This window comes from Xylophilus sp. PBN-3R (assembly GCF_057747805.1).
In genome coordinates, this window is record NZ_CM173225.1 from 90,732 (window position 1) to 112,495 (window position 21,764).

At 65.4% G+C, this 21,764-nt stretch carries 17 protein-coding genes and 1 pseudogene; 14 read left to right on the forward strand and 4 right to left on the reverse strand.

All coding sequences use genetic code 11. From position 1 onward, the window contains the following. The first annotated feature begins 93 nt into the window (after positions 1–93). Positions 94–906, forward strand: a pseudogene (locus AC3ANW_RS00500) (DUF6402 family protein). After that, a complete protein-coding gene (locus AC3ANW_RS00505; protein ID WP_488343254.1) occupies positions 906–1,295 on the forward strand; it encodes a hypothetical protein in 390 nt (129 codons plus the stop codon). Before AC3ANW_RS00500 ends, AC3ANW_RS00505 begins: the two are co-directional and overlap by 1 nt. A 208-nt stretch (positions 1,296–1,503) precedes the next feature. On the opposite strand, the gene AC3ANW_RS00510 is transcribed toward AC3ANW_RS00505, so the two are convergent. Beyond that, entirely contained in the window at positions 1,504–2,523 is a 1,020-nt protein-coding gene (locus AC3ANW_RS00510) for an AraC family transcriptional regulator (protein WP_488343255.1), read from the reverse strand. 82 nt (positions 2,524–2,605) lie between these two features. Here AC3ANW_RS00510 and AC3ANW_RS00515 point away from each other — a divergent pair, with 82 nt between their 5' ends. The 5 genes from AC3ANW_RS00515 to AC3ANW_RS00535 all read left to right on the forward strand — a co-directional run bounded on the left by AC3ANW_RS00515 (position 2,606) and on the right by AC3ANW_RS00535 (position 10,157). Continuing rightward, complete coding sequence (locus AC3ANW_RS00515; protein ID WP_488343256.1) at positions 2,606–3,778, forward strand: isovaleryl-CoA dehydrogenase; 1,173 nt, start codon at positions 2,606–2,608, stop codon at positions 3,776–3,778. 10 nt (positions 3,779–3,788) lie between these two features. Beyond that, entirely contained in the window at positions 3,789–5,498 is a 1,710-nt protein-coding gene (locus AC3ANW_RS00520; protein WP_488343257.1) for an AMP-binding protein, read from the forward strand. A 20-nt stretch (positions 5,499–5,518) separates the two neighbouring features. Further along, on the forward strand, positions 5,519–7,123 hold the full coding sequence (locus tag AC3ANW_RS00525; protein WP_488343258.1) for a carboxyl transferase domain-containing protein: 1,605 nt from the start codon (positions 5,519–5,521) through the stop codon (positions 7,121–7,123). 197 nt (positions 7,124–7,320) lie between these two features. Further along, a complete protein-coding gene (locus AC3ANW_RS00530) occupies positions 7,321–8,106 on the forward strand; it encodes an enoyl-CoA hydratase/isomerase family protein (protein WP_488343259.1) in 786 nt (261 codons plus the stop codon). Positions 8,107–8,159: 53 nt separating this feature from the next. Continuing rightward, the gene (locus AC3ANW_RS00535) at positions 8,160–10,157 is read left to right on the forward strand and encodes an acetyl/propionyl/methylcrotonyl-CoA carboxylase subunit alpha (protein ID WP_488343260.1); all 1,998 of its coding nucleotides are present in this window, start codon (positions 8,160–8,162) and stop codon (positions 10,155–10,157) included. Positions 10,158–10,160: 3 nt separating this feature from the next. Here the strand turns inward: AC3ANW_RS00535 and AC3ANW_RS00540 are convergent, their stop codons facing one another. After that, on the reverse strand, positions 10,161–11,987 hold the full coding sequence (locus AC3ANW_RS00540) for a hypothetical protein (RefSeq protein WP_488343261.1): 1,827 nt from the start codon (positions 11,985–11,987) through the stop codon (positions 10,161–10,163). Between the two features lie 119 nt (positions 11,988–12,106). After that, on the reverse strand, positions 12,107–13,936 hold the full coding sequence (locus AC3ANW_RS00545) for a hypothetical protein (RefSeq protein ID WP_488343262.1): 1,830 nt from the start codon (positions 13,934–13,936) through the stop codon (positions 12,107–12,109). A 165-nt stretch (positions 13,937–14,101) separates the two neighbouring features. Between AC3ANW_RS00545 and AC3ANW_RS00550 the strand changes: the two genes are divergently transcribed. The 6 genes from AC3ANW_RS00550 to AC3ANW_RS00575 all read left to right on the forward strand — a co-directional run bounded on the left by AC3ANW_RS00550 (position 14,102) and on the right by AC3ANW_RS00575 (position 19,951). Beyond that, complete coding sequence (locus AC3ANW_RS00550; protein WP_488343263.1) at positions 14,102–15,016, forward strand: hydroxymethylglutaryl-CoA lyase; 915 nt, start codon at positions 14,102–14,104, stop codon at positions 15,014–15,016. After that, entirely contained in the window at positions 15,016–15,285 is a 270-nt protein-coding gene (locus AC3ANW_RS00555; RefSeq protein ID WP_488343264.1) for a DUF1289 domain-containing protein, read from the forward strand. Before AC3ANW_RS00550 ends, AC3ANW_RS00555 begins: the two co-directional genes overlap by 1 nt. Before the next feature lie 11 nt (positions 15,286–15,296). Then, a complete protein-coding gene (locus AC3ANW_RS00560) occupies positions 15,297–15,902 on the forward strand; it encodes a DsbA family protein (protein ID WP_488343265.1) in 606 nt (201 codons plus the stop codon). A gap of 111 nt (positions 15,903–16,013) precedes the next feature. Then, the gene (locus tag AC3ANW_RS00565) at positions 16,014–17,717 is read left to right on the forward strand and encodes an MFS transporter (protein ID WP_488343266.1); all 1,704 of its coding nucleotides are present in this window, start codon (positions 16,014–16,016) and stop codon (positions 17,715–17,717) included. 103 nt (positions 17,718–17,820) lie between these two features. Then, positions 17,821–18,951 carry a serine hydrolase gene (locus tag AC3ANW_RS00570; protein ID WP_488343267.1) on the forward strand — a complete coding sequence of 377 codons (1,131 nt, stop codon included), beginning with the start codon at positions 17,821–17,823 and terminating at the stop codon, positions 18,949–18,951. Continuing rightward, positions 18,881–19,951: a serine hydrolase gene (locus AC3ANW_RS00575; RefSeq protein ID WP_488343268.1), complete on the forward strand. Its 1,071-nt coding sequence runs from the start codon at positions 18,881–18,883 to the stop codon at positions 19,949–19,951. Before AC3ANW_RS00570 ends, AC3ANW_RS00575 begins: the two co-directional genes overlap by 71 nt. Positions 19,952–19,960: 9 nt before the next feature. Here AC3ANW_RS00575 and AC3ANW_RS00580 read toward each other — a convergent pair whose 3' ends face one another. Then, positions 19,961–20,818 (reverse strand): sulfurtransferase, encoded by an 858-nt coding sequence (locus AC3ANW_RS00580; RefSeq protein WP_488343269.1) that lies wholly within the window; start codon positions 20,816–20,818, stop codon positions 19,961–19,963. A 91-nt stretch (positions 20,819–20,909) separates the two neighbouring features. On the opposite strand from AC3ANW_RS00580, the gene AC3ANW_RS00585 reads away from it, so the two are divergent. After that, on the forward strand, positions 20,910–21,755 hold the full coding sequence (locus AC3ANW_RS00585; protein WP_488343270.1) for a pseudouridine synthase: 846 nt from the start codon (positions 20,910–20,912) through the stop codon (positions 21,753–21,755). Positions 21,756–21,764: the final 9 nt, after the last annotated feature.

Genomic DNA, 21,764 nt, shown 5'->3' on the forward strand with positions numbered 1-21,764 from the left:
GCCGCCTCCAAGCGGATCGCAGAATCTGTCTGTTTTGACTTGCAGGATATTCCGGGAACAATCGGTAGGCTAGGTATGCCCAAAGCCGCAGCAATGTTCGACAAGTGGTTTGCGGGGGAGTTGAATTACTCGCCCACTGCAGAAGATTCCAGGCGTGAATTAAATCAGCATGGTTTGGCATATTCCGGCGCGATGGTTGACAAGAAGTCCGTTTCGCTCGGCTGGGTTCTAGGGTTCCGTCGTGCTAAAACGGCGTTTGATGCGCTTTGCTGCGATGAGAATCTAGTCACCCCGAAGTCGTTACAGGTACTCAAGAAGATTTTGAATGAGCATGCTGGAAGATATGAAGTTCGAACGGATGCCTAATGTCAAGGCGACATTCAGCTGATTCACAAAGGCTTTCAATTCCAGCTCGCCATGGTGGAGGGATCCTGGGGGCAGAAAATCGACCAGTTCATGATGCGCGAAGTGCTTTTTCGCGGAATCCCGGATGAATTAACTTTGATTCTCGGTTCGTTTAATTTGTATGCCGCAATCTCTCGCATGGTCTTTGGTAACGACGTGGGCGGAAAATTTGGGATGATCACGCATATTTATATATATGCGAAAGACGGCTTCACATTTACCGATGCGGAAGGAGAGGCATCTCAGTATTTAGGTCACTGGAACAAAAAAAGCATTGCGGTGGTTCCGTTGCAGGAAGCGTTGCTTGTGACGGCTAAAAAAGGCTGGATCGATCACCCTGTATTTCAAGACCCCTTGAGGGGTGATTTCAGTATCCTTTATCCAGTGAAAAATAGTGATTTTAGAGCGTGGCAGTTGGCGCATCAGCAAGGGGGTGATTTTATTATCTATACGGATAAGATTGGTGTGGATCTGGCACAGCCTATAAAGGTTTATTTATGATGTCTTGGCGCGACATGATCCGTGCTGCTTTTAGTCTTGCATGCGGAGGTTTTCTTGTGGCGAGTTTGGTTGTGATTGCGAGTTACGGCTCGGATGTGATTTACAGAAATAGCGCGAAGCACTGGTTTGAAGAGTTGTCGGACGTGGATGGCGGGCTTTACACCGCGAGGTATTCTTATCTCGGTCGCGGATGGATTTTGCTCAGACTATATAAAACCGGTGACGCTGAGGTGCTGGCTGAACGTACTTACCAATATGGCGATAGCGCGAAGATAGTTTGGGCCGACGATGCGGTCGTTTACGATGCGTCCGGGAATGGCATTCTGCATGACGGCGCCGTAAGCCTGCCGCCAACTTGGCTTGATGGTGTGTTGGCTAAACTTCCGTGATGGATGCCGATGAACCCGTTCGCCTATTATTTCAGCCGGTGCCTCTGCTGAAAATCGTACTGGCTCGCCCTGGCGTTCAATACAGCACCATGACGGTTCATTGTTTTATGAGGGTGTCATCGATCTGCCGCCCAATCGAATAGACCGGCTGCTGGTGCACCTGCAATAAACTTCCTGTTTGCCCGGTGGTTACAGCCTGGCGCCGCGATCAATCCGGCAATTGCCCCCGCCAAACCCCGGGCGCCACCCCCGTCCAGCCCCTAAACGCCCGCGCAAAACTCTTCTCGTTGCGGAAACCCGTCGCCAGCGCCACCTGTTTCAGCGGCCTGTCCGTCGTGCGCAGCAGGGCCATGGCCCGGGTTTGCCGTGACCCGTCCTTCAGCGACTGCAGGCTGGCGCCTTCCTCCAGCAGTTGCCGGTGCAGGGTCCGGACCGACATCGCCAGCGCGCTGGCCAGGGTTTCGGCGGTGGCGCCCGGGTTGTCGCGCAGCAGGCTGTCCACACGGTCGACCAGCAGCCGGTCGCGGCGGTAAAGGCGCACCGTGAGCTGCAGCGCCCGCTGCAGCATGGCGCGGGTGGCGGTCTCGTCGCGCACCAGGGGCAGGGCCAGGTAACGGGCATCGAAGTCCATGCGGGTGACGGCAGCATCGAACACCGGTCTGCGGCCGAACAGCAGCGGGTAGACAGCCGCATGCGCCGGCGCCGGCTGGGCGAACGAGAGCCCCGTCAGCGCGATGCGCGAATCGATGGCCCAGCTGGCGAAGCCATGCACATAACGCAGCAGAGTGACCAGGCAAAGCTCGCGCACCGCGGCTCTGGGTGGCAACCGTTCTTCCAGCCACAGGCTGGCGCGTTCGCCGTCGATCTCCAGGTGCAGCAGCACATCGTCGGTCAGCAGCCGGTGGTGGCGGCACCAGCGTTTCAGCGCCACCGCCAGCGTCGGTGCGGTGACGGACGCCCGCATCAGCAGGCCGTAGCTGCCCCAGGGCAGGCGGCGCGAGAACCAGCCCAGGCCTTCGTCGTCCATTTCCTGCATGGCGTGCGCCGACAGGAGTTCGAACTGGCCGGCGGTGATGCGCGCCGTGTTGTCCGCCAGAAGCGACGGCGCGATTTGTGCCTGCCGCAAGGCGGCGGCGGCGTCCAGGCCGTAGCCTTCATAGGCTGCCACGATGGCGCGAACAAAAGCCATGGGTGTGGCGGCGGCTAGGGGTTTGCGTGTAGTCGTCATGGGGTTGGCAGCATTTGCACCCATTGTGGCGACAAATGCGGTGCGCATCGGCGTAGGCTGCGGCGCAAACAGGAGACAAGACATGCTGCTTCCCGGACTGGACTTCGCCTTGGGTGAAACGGTGGACGCCCTGCGCGACGCCGTCGCCGATTTCGCCGCGACCGAGATCGCACCGCGCGCCGCCGCCATCGACCGCGACAACCTCTTCCCGGCCGACCTGTGGCAGAAACTGGGCGCGCTCGGCCTCCACGGCATGACGGTGTCAGAGGAATACGGCGGCACGCAGATGGGTTACCTGGCGCATCTGGTGGCGCTCGAAGAAGTGTCGCGGGCATCGGCCTCGGTCGGCCTTTCGTACGGCGCGCACAGCAACCTGTGCGTCAACCAGATCCACCGCAACGGCAGCGCCGGACAGAAGACGAAATACCTGCCGAAACTGGTCAGCGGCGAACATGTCGGCGCCCTCGCCATGAGCGAACCCAATGCAGGTTCCGACGTCGTCGGCATGCAGCTGCGCGCCGACCGCAAGGGCGACCGTTATGTGCTCAACGGCGGCAAGATGTGGATCACCAACGGCGGTGATGCAGACACCCTTGTCATCTATGCCAAGACCGAGCCGGCGGCAGGTTCCAAGGGCATGACGGCCTTCATCGTCGAGAAAGGATTCAAGGGTTTCAGCGCCGGCACCAAGCTCGACAAGCTGGGCATGCGCGGGTCCAACACCTATCCGCTGTTCTTCGACGACTGCGAAGTGCCGGCCGAAAACGTGCTGGGCGGCGAAGGCCAGGGCGTCAAGGTGCTGATGAGCGGCCTGGACTACGAACGCGCGGTGCTGTCCGGCGGCCCGCTGGGCATCATGGCCGCCTGCATGGACGCGGTGCTGCCTTATGTGCACCAGCGCAGGCAATTCGGCCAGGCCATCGGCGAATTCCAGCTGATGCAGGGCAAGCTGGCCGACCTGTACACCACCTGGCAGGCCACCCGCGCCTATGTGTATGCACTGGGCAAGGCCTGCGACCGCGGCGACCATGCCCGCAGCATTCGCAAGGATGCCGCCGGCGCCATTCTGTATTCGGCCGAGAAAGCCACCTGGATGGCCGGCGAAGCCATCCAGGCCCTCGGCGGGGTGGGCTACACCAAGGACTTCCCGGTGGAGCGGCTGTGGCGCGACGCCAAACTCTACGAGATCGGTGCCGGCACCAGCGAGATCCGCCGCATGCTGGTCGGCCGCGAACTGTTCGCCGAAACCGCTTGAGAGGCCGCGCATGACCGCAGCACGCCTTGCCGAAAGCCAGGATCGCGGCGCCACCGATGTGCCGCTGATCGAGGAAACCATCGGAGATTTCTTCCTGTCGATGGCACAGCGCCAGCCGGAGCGCGAGGCGCTGGTCTGCGTGCACCAGGGCTTGCGGTTCACCTATGCCGAACTGGCTGAGCAAGCCGACCGGCTGGCCAGCGCGCTGCTACGCCAGGGTCTGGTCACCGGCGACCGTGTCGGCATCTGGTCGCACAACAATGCCGAATGGGTGCTGATGCAGCTGGCGACCGCGCGGGTGGGGCTGGTGCTGGTCAACATCAATCCGGCGTACCGGGTCGCCGAGGTCGAATACGCGCTGAACAAGGTGGGCTGCAAGGCGCTGGTCACCATGGCCCGGTTCCGCACCAGCGACTACCTGGCGATGTTGCGTGAACTGGCGCCCGAACTGGCTTCGGCCGAGCCCGGGAAACTGCGATCGGCCCAGCTGCCGTCGCTGCGTCTGGTGGCCTGGATCGACGTGGCCGGGCAGGGCGACGAACAGCCCGGCATGGCCAGGTTCTCGGACCTGATGGCGCAGGGCGATGTGCAGGACCCGCAGGTGCCGGCAGCGGCCGCCCGGCTGCGTGCCACCGACCCCATCAACATCCAGTTCACCAGCGGCACCACCGGTTTCCCCAAGGGCGCCACGCTGACCCATCGCAACATCCTCAACAACGGTTTCTTCATCGGCGAATGCATGCGTCTGACGGCGCGCGACCGGCTATGCATTCCGGTGCCGCTGTACCACTGTTTCGGCATGGTGCTGGGCAACCTGGCGTGTTTCACGCATGGCAGCTGCATCGTCTATCCCAACGACGGTTTCGAGCCGCTGAGCGTGCTGCAGGCGGTGCAGGACGAACGCTGCACCGGCCTGCACGGCGTGCCCACCATGTTCATCGCCGAACTGGACCATCCGCGGTTCGCGGAGTTCGACCTTTCCACCCTGCGCACCGGCATCATGGCCGGCTCTCCGTGCCCCATCGAGGTCATGAAACGGGTGGTCGGGCAAATGCACCTCGCCGAGATCACCATCGCCTACGGCATGACCGAAACCAGCCCGGTCAGCTGCCAGAGCGATGCCGACACCCCGCTGGACCAACGGGTCGCCAGCGTCGGCAAGGTGCAGCCGCACCTCGAGGTGAAAATCGTCGACAACGACGGCGCGCCGGTGCCCTGCGGCCAGACCGGCGAGCTGTGCACCCGTGGTTATTCGGTCATGCACGGCTACTGGGACGACCCGGTCAAAACCGCCGAAGTCATCGACGCCGAAGGTTGGATGCACACCGGCGACCTGGCGACGATGGACGCCGAGGGCTATGTCAACATCGTCGGCCGCATCAAGGACATGGTGATCCGCGGCGGCGAGAACGTGTACCCGCGCGAGATCGAGGAATTCCTCTACCGCCACCCGGGCATCCAGGACGTGCAGGTCGTCGGCGTGCCCGACGCCCGCTACGGCGAAGAGCTGTGCGCATGGGTCGTCGCCAAATCCGGTGTGACGCTGACCGAAGAGGCGGTGCGTGACTTCTGCAAGGGTCGGATCGCCCATTACAAGGTGCCGCGTTATGTGCGTTTCGTGCCCGGTTTCCCGATGACGGTGACGGGCAAGATCCAGAAATTCCGCATCCGGGACGCCATGCGCGAAGAGCTCGGCCTGAACGAACACAAGACGGCCTGAAGCCGCCGGAGAAAGCAGCCATGTCCCATCTCGAATCCCGTCTCAACCCGCGTTCTGCCGAGTTCCAGGCCAATGCCACCGCCATGCGTGCGCAGGTCGACGACCTGCATCGGCAGATCGAGCGCATCTCCCAGGGCGGGGGCGAAGTCACCCGTGCCAAACATGTGGCGCGCGGCAAGCTGCTGCCGCGCGAACGGGTCGAACGCCTGCTCGACCCGGGCACGCCGTTCCTCGAACTGGCACCGCTGGCGGCCTACGGCATGTACGACGGCGCGGCACCCGGCGCGGGCATCATCACCGGCATCGGCCGGGTGTCGGGCCGCGACTGCGTCATCGTCTGCAACGACGCCACGGTGAAGGGCGGGACCTATTTCCCGATGACGGTGAAAAAGCACCTGCGCGCCCAGGAAATCGCCGAACAGAACGGCCTGCCCTGCATCTACCTGGTCGACTCCGGCGGTGCCAACCTGCCCCAGCAGGACGAGGTCTTTCCCGACCGCGACCACTTCGGCCGCATCTTCTACAACCAGGCGCAGATGAGCGCGCAGGGCATTGCGCAGATCGCGGTGGTGATGGGCAGTTGCACCGCGGGCGGCGCCTATGTGCCGGCCATGAGCGACGAATCCATCATCGTCAAGGAACAGGGCACCATCTTCCTCGGCGGCCCGCCGCTGGTGAAGGCCGCCACCGGCGAAGTGGTCACCGCCGAAGACCTGGGCGGCGGCGATGTGCACACCCGGCTGTCGGGTGTGGCCGACCACCTGGCGCTGAACGACCTGCATGCGCTGGTGCTGGCGCGCTCGGCCGTCGCGCACACCGCGCCGCAGCAGGCCTTCGTGCCGCCGCAGCCGGCCCGTCCGCCGCGCTTCGATGCGAGCGAGTTGTACGGCGTCATACCGGCCGACACCCGCAAGCCCTTCGACGTGCGGGAGATCATCGCGCGCATCGTGGACGACAGCGAGTTCCATGAATTCAAGGCCCGTTTCGGTGCCACGCTGGTCTGCGGATTCGCCCATATCGAGGGCCAGCCGGTCGGCATCGTCGCCAACAACGGCATCCTGTTCTCGGAATCGGCGCAGAAGGGCGCGCACTTCATCGAACTGTGCTGCCAGCGCGGAACACCGCTGGTTTTCCTGCAGAACATCACCGGTTTCATGGTCGGCCGCAAATACGAGAACGAGGGCATCGCCCGCCACGGCGCCAAGATGGTGACGGCGGTGGCGACCGCCAACGTGCCCAAGTTCACCGTGATCATCGGAGGCAGCTTCGGCGCCGGCAACTACGGCATGTGCGGCCGCGCCTTCAGCCCGCGTTTTCTCTGGATGTGGCCGAACGCACGCATCAGCGTGATGGGCGGCGAACAGGCCGCCAGCGTGCTGGCGACGGTCAGGCGCGACGGCATCGAGGGCAAGGGCGGGCAGTGGTCGGCGGCCGAGGAAGAAGCCTTCAAATCGCCCATCCGCCAGCAGTACGAGGTGCAGGGCCATCCCTATTACGCCAGCGCGCGGCTGTGGGACGACGGTGTCATCGACCCTGCGGATACCCGGCGGGTGCTGGCACTCGGGCTGGCGGCGTCGCGCCACAAGGCGGTGCCGCCGGTGAAGTTCGGCGTGTTCCGCATGTGAGTCGGCGCGATGTTCGGCAGATTGATCGTCCCATCCATCGAGGCTCTCAGGCTCGGTCTTCCGCGCAAATGGTTCGCCGCCTATCGCGATGCCGGCCGCACCGACGGCCACCAGTGCTTCACCCGCTCCGGCCCCTCGTGCCAACCGGTGGTCGGCCAATTCCTCGACACCCACGAATTCCCTTCGGTGACATACCCATGAGCCTGCTGACGATCGAAACAGACGGCCCGGTCGGCCGCATCACCCTGACCCGTCCGCAGATGCGCAACGCCTTCGACGACCAGGTGATCACCGAACTGGACGCCGCCTTTGGAGGGCTGGCGGCGCGTGACGATGTGCGCTGCATCGTGCTGGCGGCCGAGGGTCCGGCATTCTGTGCCGGCGCCGACCTGAACTGGATGCGGCGCATGGCCGACTATTCCCGCGACGAGAACATCGCCGATGCCGGAACCCTGGCGCACATGTTGCGGACCATCGCTTCTTGCCCGCAGCCGGTAGTGGCGCGGGTGCAGGGCGATGTCTACGCCGGTGGCGTGGGACTGGTGGCTGCCTGCGACATGGCGGTGGCGGTCGATACAGCGGGTTTCTGCCTGAGCGAGGTTCGTATCGGCCTGGTGCCGGCGACCATCAGTCCCTATGTGCTGCGGGCCATCGGGCGGCGGGCTTCGCAGCGCTACTTCCTGACGGCCGAACGTTTTGCGGCGGCCGAGGCGCATCGACTGGGCCTGGTGCACCAGGTGGTCGATTCCGTCGGAGCGCTGGATGTCGCCGTGGCCAGCCTGGTGAAGGCGCTTTGCCAGGCTTCGCCGGCGGCGGTGCGGGCTTGCAAACGCCTGATCGACGAAGTGGACGGGCGGGTTCTGGACGATGCGCTGGTGGCTGCGACTGTCGAGTCGATCGCCGATATCCGGGCCAGTGCCGAGGGGCGGGAGGGAGTGCAGGCGTTCCTGGCCAAACGGAAGCCTTTCTGGCTTTTGGCGTGACCGTCCCGGGCCGCCGCTGCATTCGGTCCGCGACCCATTGAAAGGAGACAAGAATGTTCAAGAAGATCCTGATAGCCAACCGGGGCGAAATCGCCTGCCGGGTGGCCGCCACGGCCAGAAAACTCGGCATCAAGACGGTTGCCGTCTACTCGCATGCGGACCAGTTCGCGCAACACGTCGAGGCCGCCGACGAAGCCGTCGCCCTGGGCGGCAACACCCCGCAGGAAAGCTACCTGCAGTGGCAAAAGATCATAGAAGCAGCCAAACGGACGAACGCCGAAGCCATCCACCCCGGCTACGGTTTCCTGAGTGAAAACGAAGACTTCGCCAAGGCCTGCGCTGCAGAAGGCCTGGCCTTCATCGGCCCGCCCCCGGCAGCCATCAGGGCGATGGGCCTGAAGGCCGAATCCAAGCAGCTGATGGAGAAAGCCGGCGTCCCCCTGGTCCCCGGTTATCACGGCCAGAACCAGGACGACCACCTGCTGCAGACCCAGGCCGCAAGCATCGGCTACCCGGTCCTCATCAAGGCGAGCGCGGGCGGCGGCGGCAAGGGCATGCGGATCGTCGAAAGGACGGACGACTTCCAGGCCGCCCTCGCCTCGTGCCGGCGAGAAGCCGCCAGCAGCTTCGGCAACGACGCAGTGCTCATCGAGAAATACGTGCAGCGCCCCCGCCACATCGAGATGCAGGTCTTCGGCGACCAGCACGGCAACTGCCTGCACCTGTTCGAACGCGACTGCTCGGTGCAGCGCCGCCACCAGAAAGTGCTCGAGGAAGCCCCGGCTCCCGGCATGACAACCGCCATGCGCAAGGCCATGGGCGATGCCGCCGTGGCGGCGGCCCGGGCCGTGAACTATGTCGGCGCCGGCACCGTCGAGTTCATCGTCGAACAGCGCGACGACGGCTCCATGGACTTTTTCTTCATGGAGATGAACACCCGCCTGCAGGTCGAACACCCGGTCACCGAAGCCATCACCGGCCTGGACCTGGTGGAATGGCAGCTGCGTGTCGCCTCGGGCGAGCCGCTGCCGCTACGGCAGGAGGACATCGTCATTCGCGGCCATGCCATCGAGGCGCGCCTCTGCGCCGAGAACCCCGACAAGCAGTTTTTGCCGACCACCGGCACCCTGGCCGTGTACCGCATGCCCGACGCGACCCGATTCACCCAGGGCACCGTGCGGATCGACGGCGGTGTGCGCCAGGGCGACACCATCAGTCCGTTCTACGACTCGATGATCGCCAAACTCATCGTCTACGGCGACGACCGCGAGCAGGCGCTGGCCCGGCTCGACGCGGCGCTGGCCACGATCCGCATCGTCGGCCTGCCGACCAACGTGCAGTTCCTGCGCCGGGTGGTCAACAGCGATTCGTTCGCCCATGCCCGCCTGGATACCGCACTGATCGAGCGCGAACGCGCCGTGCTGTTCGACCACGACGCCCTGGGCCGGCCCCTGACGGTGGCCGCTGCGGTGGTGCAGCAGCTGGAGGAGGAAACCCGGACCGAGGCCGGCGGCGATCCGTTTGCGCGCCGCGACGGCTGGCGTTCGCACGGCCCCATGAACCGGCCCTTTGCCTTCGAGGTGCGCGGCGAACCGGTGCAGGCGCTGCTGTCACGCGAGCGTGACGGCAGCCTGGCGTTGACGGTGGACGGCGCCACGCAGCCGTTGTCGTGGCGACCGGCGGCCGACGGCGCGGTCGACCTGCGGCTGGGCGGCGACCGCATCACCGCGTTCGTGCATCTGCATGCCGGCAGCGTCACCGTGTTTGCCGACCGCGGAGCCGCCAGTGCCATGGTGATCGATCCGCTGGCCCATGCCGGCGAGGCGCAGGCCGAAGGCGGCCGCCTCACAGCACCCATGCCCGGCAAGGTGGTTTCGTTCGCGGTGAAGGCGGGCGACAAGGTGACACGCGGCCAGCCGCTGGCGGTGATGGAAGCCATGAAAATGGAACACACCATCGCCGCGCCGGCCGACGGTGTGGTGGACGAACTGCTCTATGCCCCGGGCGACCAGGTCGGCGAAGGTGCCGAACTGCTGCGCCTGGTGGTCTGACGTTCAGCCGGGCGCCTGTCCCCGGGCTTGGCGCAACAGCTCGTCGTGGCGTCGGTCGAAGGGCGGCTGGAACGCCGTCGGCAAGGCGTCGTACAGGCGCCGGACGCCCTGCAACAGCGTGTTGTATTGCCCGGTCCGGCTCAAGTCCAGCAGCTGCAGCATGGTCAGCAAGGCCTCGATGGGCGCGGCGCGGTGATCCGGCGGCAAGCCGGCGCATGCATCCAGCAGCTGCCGCATCGGTGGCAGGTCGTTCGCGCAATTTTTGATGGCGAACGTCGACAAAAGAGCCGTCAGGCAGCGGGCGCTGTCGGCCGCAGGCAACTGCCGAACCCGCTCGATCAACTGGCATTGCTGGCGTTTGTCCAGCCAACCCACGCGCAGGTCGACCAGAGCGACGATGGCGCGTGGATCGAAGGGAAGCCGGGGGTCAAGGAGCCGGTCCACGAGTGCCGATGCCGGTGCGCGCTTCACGTTCAGGTCGCTGCAATAAGTGCCGAAACCGATTCGGGCGATGGCCAGCCGCAGCGTCAGGGCCTGCCGGCGTTCGCTGTCCGCGCGTGCAATGCCCTGCGCATAGAAGGATTCCAGCTTCAGGTGGTGGATACCTTCATAGGAGATCGTGGCTTCGAGTACGTCGTCCTGCTCCGGTGTGCCGATGGAGGCCTCGACGATGTTGTGCAGGAACCCGGCGCTGGCACCGAGGTCACTCGGCCGTGACTGCAATTCGCCGTAGCACGCGAAGATATTCACCAGCGTGGTCGCGGAAACGCTGCCGATCCGGGCCGTGAGAAACGGTACGATTTCGTCGGTATCCAGCGGCGACTGGTTGATCCGGACCAACTGCAGTTGACGCTCCGGATCGAGTTGCGCGAAGAAGGTGCGGTACAGCGAACGGCAGCCGGGGAAAATCCGCATCTGCATGCACCAGGACCTGCTGAGCCGGCGCAATTGCCAGTGCCGGTCGGGGTCGCCTGCGACGTGCGCCGCGTCCACCTCCTTCATCTGTCTGGCCATTTTCTCGGCCTGCGGCGTTTTGTTCGCCTCGCGGCCCGATGCGAAGAAGTCGAACACCTTGTTCAGCCGCCCCTGCAAGGCCAGCGGCGTCACGGGAATCACGCGCTGGCGCAGATCGGAGGCGTCGTCGCCGTCGATCGCGGGATGCCGCAGGTGGTCGACCAGCCAGCGCACCATCATGTCCTCCAGCGGCGCGCTGACCGGTGCGTCATGGGCCATCAGACTCAGGATCTTTTCCAGGTTGGTGGACACGACAAAACTCAGCGGCTCGGGCCGGATGCTCTCGGCCAGGGCCATCACCACCGCATCACGCGGGCTGTCCGCTGCGCTGGCATCGTGCCGGTTGGCGGGCGGCAGCAGCGACCGAACCTGCTTCCACAGAGCGTCGGGCACCTTGTCGCCTGAACCAAGTTTCGGCATCAGTCGAATGGCAGCGATCAGGCATTCGTGCCGGTACCGCGGGAAAACTTTTCCGACTTCGGCCAGAGCTTCGCACAGGCTCCGGAAATTTCTCGCCGCGTGGATCTTGCGGAGTACCGAATCGGCATGCAGCTGGGCGCTCAATACTGTCCGCAGCCTGGGCGTGCAGGCCAGGCTGGAGACCTGGTTCTGCGGGTTGTCCACTGCCGCCTGGAACACATGGTCGGCGATGTCGTGCACGATCTCGTTCGGCAGATCGTCGAAGCAAGTGGGCGCCGCGCGCTCCGCAGGCGCCCGGGTTTGCGGCGATGCCGGCAAGGTCGGCGAGGGCGCCGAGTGCAGTGGAGGCGGCGCGAGGACAGTGGATTTCCTGGCGGATACGAGCGAATGGATCATGGTTGCGGAACCGGTGGTGGATGTGCCCGGCCAGTCTGTTTTCCGGCGAACGACACGGGCGCGTTTCACACGAACCGTCGCCCCGACCACCGAACCCGGTGGGCGAGGCGGGTCTGTGTTCAAGCGGGCGCCTGCTCCCGGGCCTGCCGCAGCACCTTGTCATGCCGTGCGTTGAACGGCGGGAGCAGGGTGGTCGGCAACGCGTCGTACAGGCGCCTGGTCCCCTGGAGCAGGGCCATGTCTTCCTGCGGGGCGTCGCCGTGCACTTTGCTGATCATCTCCAGCAAGGCTGCAACCGGTCGGGTCCGGTATTCCGGTGGCAGGGCGGCACACACGTCCACCATCAGTTTCGAGGGCGGCCAGTGTTTCGCGGAGCGGCTATTGGCCAGGTCGGACAGGACGATCGTCAGGCAGCGGGCGCTTTCGGCCGGCGGCAGGCGCCGGATCCGTTCGAGCAGCCGGCCGCACTGCCCTTCGTCGAGCCAGGCGACCCGCAGTTCGACCAGTGTGACGATGGCATTCGAGTCGAGGGGACGGCTGCTGTCCAGCAGCTTGTCCACCATCCTGGAAACCGGTGCGCGCCTTGCGGCCAGATTGTATGAAAATTCGCCACAACCCACATCGGCCAGGGCCAGGCGCAGCTTCAGCGCCGGCTGCAGTTTCTCGTCCGCCTGTGCGACCCGCTGCTCGAAAAACGAAAGCAGCGGACTGAAGAAAATGTGTGCGCTGGAGATGGCGGTTCCCAGCACGTCGTCTTGCTGCGGCGTATCGATGGCCGAACGGGTGATGCTGCGCAACAGTTCGGTGCGGCAAGCCGAGTCCACCATGTCCGGTCCAGGTCCGTCGTAGTTTGCAACGGCCTGCAGAAGCGTGGTTCCCGGAACCTTGCCGATCATGCTGACGAGGTACCGTTCGATTTCACCCGGTCTCAGCGGCGACTGGCCCCACTGCACCAGCAGCAGTTGCCGCGCCGGATCGAGCTGATCGAAGAATGCCCTGAACAGCAGGGCGCATTCGGGCAGCCTGCGTGCCAGCGTGCACCAGGTCCTGCTGGCACTGCGAAGCTGCCAGGCCGCGTCGGGGTCGCCGGCGGCATGCGCGGTTGCTATTTCCTTCATCTGCCGGGCGATGGTGCCTGCAGAGTGCGATGACTTCGCGGCCTGGACGGACTCGAAAAAATCGAACACCTTGGTCAGGCGTGCCTGCATTGCCGGCGGCGCCAGGGACAGCCAGTGCTGGCGCCGCTGCAGGCTTGCCGTCAAGTTGAAGACGGGGTTCCGGAGATGATCGACGACCTGTCGCAGCAGCGCGGCTTCAAGTTGCTGACCCGGCGGCGCGCCGGGGTTGACCATGCCCAGGATCTTTTCGAATCTTGCCACCGGAATAAGGGGCGAAGGCGTCAACCGGCTGCCCTCGACCAGGGCGAGCAGCACCGCATCTCGCGGGTCTTCGTCGCTGCCGCCAGGGCCGGCCTGCCATGCCGGCAGGTGCGGCAGCAGCGACTGGATCCGCGACACCAGGGCGTCGGCCTCCGCGCCGCGCGGACTCAGCTTGGGCATCAGGCGGGCCGCCGCAATCAGGCAGCCCTGACGGTAGGTGGGAAACACATTCCGGACCTCGGCCAGGGCGCTGGTGAGCGCCGGAAAATCGCGCGCTGCGTGGATTCTTTCAAGCACCTTGCCTGCATGCAGTTCATCGCTCAGCACGGCCTGCAGCAGCGGCGTGCACGCCAGGCTGGAAACCGTGTTCCGCTCGTCGTATACCGCCGCCTGAAAAACATGTCCGGCGATGCCACAGACGATTTCGTGCGGCAGGTTGTCGAAGCAGCCAGGGGCAGAGCGATGCTGGGTCCGGGCGACTGCGGTCCGCGCTTGCGTCGAAAGGCTGGCGGGCGGTGGACGCAGGGCGCGAGCGCTTGTTTTTGTGGCGGAGACTTGAGGGCTGAACATGGCTGCGGGACCTGTGGTGTAAACCGGACCATTCTGTTTTCGGTTCGTCCGCACGGTGCGGCTTGAGGCGAAGCTTGTCCCCCGGCAGCGAACGTATCGGACTTGCGAGGAAAATGGCGGCAGCGCCGCAGAACCCGATGGCGCGATACCCCATCCGGAGACACCATGCCCCTGCCTACCAAGGTCAAGATCGTCGATGTCGGCCCGCGCGACGGCCTGCAGAACGAGAAACAGGCGGTCGCCGCCGCCACCAAGATCGAGCTGGTGCACCGCCTGCAGGCGGCCGGCCTGAAGGACATCGAAGTCACCAGTTTCGTCAGCCCCAGGTGGGTTCCGCAGATGGCCGACAACGCCGAGGTGATGGCCGGCATCCATCGGCAGCCGGGGGTGGTCTATTCGGTGCTGACACCGAACCTCAAGGGCTACGAGGCGGCGGTCGGTTCGCGGCCGGACGAGATCGTGGTGTTCGGTGCGGCCAGCGAAGCCTTCAGCCAGCGCAACATCAACTGCAGCATCGAGGAAAGCATCGAACGTTTCCGGCCGGTCGCAGAGGCCGCGCTGGCCGCCGGCATCCGCGTGCGAGGCGCGATTTCCTGCACCGTCGGCTGCCCCTACGAAGGCGACATCGCGCCCGAGCGGGTGGAGATGGTGGCTCGCCTCATGAAGGGCATCGGCGTGCAGCACATCGGCGTGGCGGACACCATCGGCGTCGGCACACCACTGAAGACCCGGCGCGCACTCGAGGCGGCGTTCAAACATTACCCGCCGGACGATGTCTCCGGCCATTACCACGACACCTACGGCCAGGCCCTGGCCAACACCCTGGCGGCTCTGCAGATGGGCGTGTGGCAGTTCGACACCTCCGTCGCCGGCCTGGGCGGCTGCCCCTACGCCAGGGGCGCCACCGGCAATGTGGCGACCGAAGACGTGGTGTTCATGCTGCAGGGCATGGACATCGAGACCGGCATCGACCTGAACGCCGTGGCAGACACGGGCGCCTGGATCAGCGGCGTGCTGGGCCGCCCCACCCAGTCGCGCGTCGGCAAGGCATTGCTTGCCAAGCGCGAGGCGGCCGCCTGATGGACGACATCCTTGCGCCGCTGAAACCCGAGCCGCATTCTGCGCAGGCGCTGGCCTTGCTGGCAGCGCGCGTGCCTTCCGCCTTCGACGAAACCGTCGAACCGGTCCCGTCGCCCTGCATTTCCATCTGCAGGATGAACGAGGACCGCAGCCTGTGCCTGGGCTGCTACCGTTCCATCGACGAGATCCGTGCCTGGTCGCGCGCCGACGGCGAAGCGCGCCGCGCCATCTGGCGCCTGCTGCTGTCGCGTGCCGGCATCGCCGCCTGAGAAAGCTCGCCATGCAGTCCTTTGCCTTTCATCTGGACTTCGTTTCGCCGTACGCGTTCCTCGCCTTCGAGCATTTGCCGGTGGCGCTGGAAGGAGTGAGTTATGCGGCCGAATACCGGCCGCTGCTGCTGGGTGCGGTGTTCAGGCAATACGGTCATTCGGGGCCTCACGGCATCGCACCGAAGTACGACTGGGTGCTGCGGCAGTCGGCCTGGCTCGCCAGGACGCACGGCATCGGTTTCACCATGCCCGCGCAACATCCCTTCGACCCCTTGCCCCTGCTTCGGCTGGCGCTGGCGTGTTCGCAGGACGGCAGCATCAGCCGCCATGTGGCGGGCCGCATCTTCCGTCATGTGTGGCAGGGCGACGGCGGCGACGCCAACGATGGCGGGCGGCTGGCGGCCCTCACCACGGCCTTGTCTCCGGCGCGGGATCCGGCCGGCCCGGAAGTGAAGGCGCTGCTGCGAGCCAACACCGCTGCGGCGGTCGAAGGAGGCGTGTTCGGCGTACCGTCCTATGTGGTCGGGTCCGACGTGTTGTGGGGTTTCGAAGCCTTGCCGATGCTGCGCGAACGACTGCTCCAAAACCCTGAACCGGGCCGATTTTCCGAATGCTGAAACCGGGCTTGCGGGTTTCCCCGCGAGTTGTCAGAGAAGGGTCAGTTTCGCGTCAGAGCAGGGTCAGTAGGGCTTCCAAGAATGGGGGCATACCTACAGGAGACCTGCATCATGTCCAGCACCTACGTCCCCGGGCGGCCGCAGCCCACGCCCACGCCGGTTCCCCGGCCCATGTCGTCGGAAGAGAAGAAGGTGATCTTCGCCTCGTCCCTCGGCACGGTTTTCGAGTGGTACGACTTCTATCTCTACGGCTCGCTCGCGGCCATCATCGCCAAGCAGTTCTTCAGCGGCCTGGATGCGGGCTCGGCCTTCATCTTCGCGCTGCTCGCCTTCGCGGCCGGTTTCCTGGTGCGGCCTTTCGGCGCCATCGTGTTCGGCCGGCTGGGCGACATGATCGGCCGCAAGTACACCTTCCTGGTGACCATCCTGATCATGGGCCTGTCGACCTTCATCGTCGGCATATTGCCCAGCTACGCCTCCATCGGCGTGGCCGCTCCGGTGATCCTCATCGCCCTGCGCATGCTGCAGGGCCTGGCGCTCGGCGGTGAATACGGCGGTGCCGCCACCTACGTGGCCGAACACGCGCCGCACGGCAAACGCGGCGCCTACACCTCCTGGATCCAGACCACCGCGACGCTGGGCCTGTTCCTGTCGCTGGTGGTGATCCTGGGCGTGCGCACCGTGGTGGGCGAGGCCGACTTCGCCGACTGGGGCTGGCGCATCCCGTTCGCCGTGTCGATCCTGCTGCTGGGCGTGTCGGTGTGGATCCGCATGACGCTGCACGAATCGCCGGCCTTCGTCCGCATGAAGGCAGAGGGCAAGACCTCCAAGGCCCCGCTGAAGGAATCGTTCGGCGAATGGAAGAACCTGAAGATCGTCATCCTGGCACTGGTCGGCCTGACCGCGGGCCAGGCCGTCGTCTGGTACACCGGCCAGTTCTATTCGCTGTTCTTCCTGACGCAGCAGCTGAAGGTCGACGCCATCACCGCCAATCTGATGATCGCCGGCGCATTGCTCATCGGCACGCCGTTCTTCGTGATCTTCGGTTCGCTGTCGGACAAGATCGGCCGCAAGCCCATCATCATGGCCGGCTGCCTGCTGGCCGCGGTGACCTATTTCCCGGTATTCAAGGCACTGACCTCGGCCGCCAATCCAGACCTGGCAGCCGCCCAGGCCAGCGCGCAGGTCACCGTCACCGCCGATCCTTCCACCTGCTCATTCCAGGGCAACCCGGTGGCTCGTGAAATCGACTTCAGCAGCAGCTGCGACATCGCCAAGCGTTACCTGGTGCAGAACTCGGTGTCTTACGACAACATCGCCGGCCCGGCCGGTTCGGCCGCCGTGGTCAAGATCGGCGACAAGGTGGTGACGGCACCGGTGGGCAACGTCGTCAACCTGAAGTTCGACGAGGCATCCGCCAAGAGCATCGCCGCCTTCAAGAAGGAACTGGCTGACGACTTCAAGGCGGCCGGCTACCCCGCCAAGGCCGACCCCGCCAAGATGAACAAGCCGGTGATGATCGCGCTGCTGGCCTGGCTGGTGATACTGGTGACCATGGTCTACGGCCCCATCGCCGCCATGCTGGTCGAGATGTTCCCGACCCGCATCCGCTACACCTCGATGAGCCTGCCATACCACATCGGCAACGGCTGGTTCGGCGGCCTGCTGCCGACCACCTCGTTCGCCATCGTGGCCAGCTCGGGCAACATGTACAACGGCCTCTGGTACCCGATCATCATCGCCTGCGTGACGCTGGTGGTGGGCACTCTGTTCATCAAGGAAACGAAGGACGTCGACATCTACGCCAACGACTGAAAAACGCGTCCGGATCCGGATAGAGAAAGCCCGGCACTGCCGGGCTTTTTCCATGCGGCATCTTGTTGCAGTGCAGCGAGCGGTTGCGGCCATCATTTCGGCAATGCGCCCAACCGCTTTTCTTCTTCTTCTTCTGCCGATCGCCTTGTCGCTGGCCCTGCCGGCCCGCGCCCAACCGGCCTGGGCCGGTCGGCTGGAATCCGCGCTGGCCGAGATCGAAGGTCGCAAGGGACCGCAGATCGGTGTGTATGTGCGCGACCTGGATACCGGCGAATCGGCCGGCTGGCGCACCGACGAACGCTGGTATCTGGCGTCGACCGTCAAGGTACCCATCGCTATCGCGGTGATGCGCGGCGTGGAACGCGGGGCCTGGACACTGGACACTCCCGTCACCCTGCACGGCAACGACTACGTCGACGGCGCCGGCAGCACCAACCGCCAGCCCGCCGGCGCCCGGATTCCGGTGCGCACGCTGATGGAGCAAATGATCATCCACAGCGACAACACCGCCAGCGACCTGCTGATCGGCCTGGCCGGCATCGACGCGGTGAACGGGGTGGTGAAGTCGCTGGTGCCCCAGGGTTTCGGCACCATCACCCGGCTGGCAGATGTGCGCCATGCGGTGTACGGCGGCCTGGCGCCGGAAGCCGGACAACTGGCCGGCCGCAGCTGGTTGCAGTTGAATGCGCTGCCCGGAGATGCGGCGCGCCTGAGGCAGTTTTCCATGCTGACCGGTGTGCCCGAGACCCGCTTCCGCCTGCCGACGCTGGACGCCGCCTATGACCGTTATTACGCCAGCGGACTCAACTCTGCCCGACTTCAGTCCTATGCCGACCTGCTGCAGGCGCTGGCCGAAGGCCGTGCGCTGGATGCGGCTTCCACTCAGTACCTGCTGGGCCTGATGCAGCGGGTGGCCACCGGCCGGCACCGTGTCACCGACGGCCTGCCGCCGACGGTGAACTTCGCCCACAAGACCGGCACCCAGCGGCGGCGCATCTGTGATTCGGGCATCGTCAGCGTGGCGCGCGACGGTGCCGCACCGCAGCGGGTGGTGCTGGTCGCCTGTGCTCGCGACGAGCCGTCATTGCCGCGCGCCGAGCGTGCCCTGAGCCAGGTCGCCGCCGCCTTGTGCCGTTCCGGATTGATCACCAAGGGAGTCCCCGATGCACCGACCTGCCAAGCCGACGCGGGCACTGGCCGCCTGCCTGCTTCTTCTCAGCGCGCTGTGCGCTGAAACCGTCGCCGCGGCCGACTGGCCGCAGGCACTGCGACAGGAAATCGAGAAGATCGACAAGGGATCGCCCGGCTCGCTGGGAGTGTTCGTCAAACGCCTGGACACGGGCGAAAGCTTCAGCTACGGCGCGGACCGGCGCTGGTATCTGGCTTCCACCGTCAAGGTCGCCATCGCCATCGCCTTGCTGCAGCAGGTCGACGCCGGCAGGCTGAAACTGAACCAGCAGCTCGTGCTGGAGGAAAACGACAAGGTCGACGGCTCCGGCCAGGTGGTGTGGACGGCTGCGGGCACCCGCTACACCCTCGATTCCCTGCTCGATCGAATGCTGGGCGTGAGCGACAACACGGCGGCCAACATGCTGATCCGCGCCATTGGCGAAGACACGCTGAACGACAGCGCGCAGGCATCGATGGGCAAGGGCAACATGGGCCGGCTGACCACCTTCACCGAGGTTCGGCGCGAGGTGTATTCGGAACTCAACGAAAAAGGCGCCGACAAGCTCAGCAACCGGCAGCTGGTGGAAATCGCCGGTGCGCCCATGGGGCCGAAACGGGTCGATGCTGCAAAGCGCGCAATGGACGTGAAAGACGCCGACCTCCAGGCCCGCACCATCGACGAAGCCTATGCCCGTTATTACGCGGACGGCGACAACTCGGCCACGTTGGCGGCCTACGGCGCCATGCTGGAAAAGCTGGTGCAGGGCAAGCTGCTGTCGCCACAGAGCACGCAGCGTTTGTTCAAGGGCATGAAACTCGGCAAGCCGGGCGACTACCGGCTTGAAGCGGGCCTGCCCAGAACGGTACAGCGCATCCACAAGACCGGCACGCAATATCGCCGCGCCTGCCATGTTGCGGTGGTCGACCCGCAGGACGGCGGCGCGCATGCGGTGGTGATCGCATCCTGTGCGGCCGATCTCGACGACCAGACCGAGGCCGGCGGCGTTTTCCGGCAGGTGGGCAGCGCGGTGACCCGCACCGCGCTGGCGGCCGGAGCGAAATAGGGCGGCTCGTCAGGCGTTGCCGGTGGCGATGGCCGCGCCGGGCCGGGCGCTGTATTCGCTCCACGACCCGGGGTACAGGGCAGCGCCCTTCAGGCCCGCGATTTCCATCGCCAGCAAGTTGTGGCAGGCGGTCACGCCCGAGCCGCACTGGTTGATCAGTTCGGCGGCGGGCCGTCCGCCGGTGATGGCGTCGAACTCCGCTTTCAGTTGTGCCGCCGGCTTGAAACGGCCGTCGGCGTCCAGGTTGTCCTTGAACAGGCGATTCCGCGCGCCCGGGATATGGCCGCCGATCCTGTCCATGGTTTCGTTCTCGCCCCGGAAACGGTCGGGCGCACGGGCGTCCAGCACCAGCTTCTCGGGCCTTTCGACATTGGCCTGAATGTCGGCGAAGTCCAGCGTGGTGACGAGTGACTGGCGCAGGCTGAAATTGCCGGCGGCCAGCGGTGCGGGTGTGGCGGCCGACAGCGGCTGGCCGGCCGCTTCCCAGGCGCCGATGCCGCCGTCCAGCACCGCCACCGCACCGTGCCCAGCCCAGCGCAGCATCCACCAAAGACGCGCCGCGTACATGCCGCCGGCGTTGTCGTAGGCGATGACGTGGGTGTCGTCGCTCACGCCCAGCGCGGCCATCGATCGGGCGAACGTCTCGCGGCTGGGCAGGGGATGGCGGCCGTTGAGGCCGGTCTTGGGGGCGCTCAGCACCTGATCCAGGTGCAGGTAGAACGCGCCGGGCACATGGCCGGCGTCGTAGGCCTGCCGGCCCGCATCCGGATCGGCGAGTTCGAAACTGCAGTCGAACACCAGCGGTGCGGGGCTGGTCTCGAGTGCTGCAGCCAAGGTTTCGGCGGAAACAATCGTCTGATGGGTCATGTCGTGTCTCGGGTCGTTTTCACGGGTTTTGAATATATCCACCCCGCAAGTCCGGGTCATCCACCGCGGGCAAACCTAAAATCGGGCCAGCATGTCCACATCCGACCCCCCACGCGACCCCCCACGCGACCCCCCACGCTTTCGCCGCGCCGCGCCCGCCGCCACTCCGTCCGGCGCACCACCCGAGCCGATGCGCCTCAACAAACGCATGGCCGAGCAGGGCATCTGTTCGCGCCGCGAAGCGGACGACTGGATCGACCGCGGCTGGGTGCGGGTCAACGGCCAGCCGGCCGTCATGGGCCAGAAGGTGCTGCCATCCGACAAGGTGACGGTCGACCGCCGAGCGGAGGACGCCCAGCAGCAGCAGGTCACCATCCTGCTGCACAAGCCCATGGGTTACGTGAGCGGCCAGGCCGAGGACGGCCATGAGCCGGCAGCGGTGCTGTTCCAGCCCCAGGCACGCTGGGACCAGGACCGTTCGCCGCACCGTTTTTCGCCGCAGCAGTTCCGTGGACTGGCACCCGCCGGCCGGCTGGACATCGACTCTGTCGGCCTGCTGGTGCTGACGCAGGACGGCCGGGTGGCCCGCCAGCTGATCGGCGAGGACTCCGGCATCGAGAAGGAATACCTGGTGCGGGTGACCTGGGGCGACGAATCGCGCGACGTGCAGTCGGTGTTTCCGCGCAGCGAACTGGCGCGCCTGCGCCATGGCCTGTCGCTTGACGGCCAGCCACTGAAACCGGCGCAGGTCGAGTGGCAGAACCCCGAACAGCTGCGGTTCGTGCTGCGCGAAGGCAAGAAACGCCAGATCCGTCGCATGTGCGAGCAGGTCGGGCTGCATGTGGTGGGCCTGAAGCGCATCCGCATCGGCAAGGTGGTGCTGGGAAACCTGCCGGTAGGCCAGTGGCGTTACCTGGAGCCGCACGAATCGTTCTAGGACGCTTGA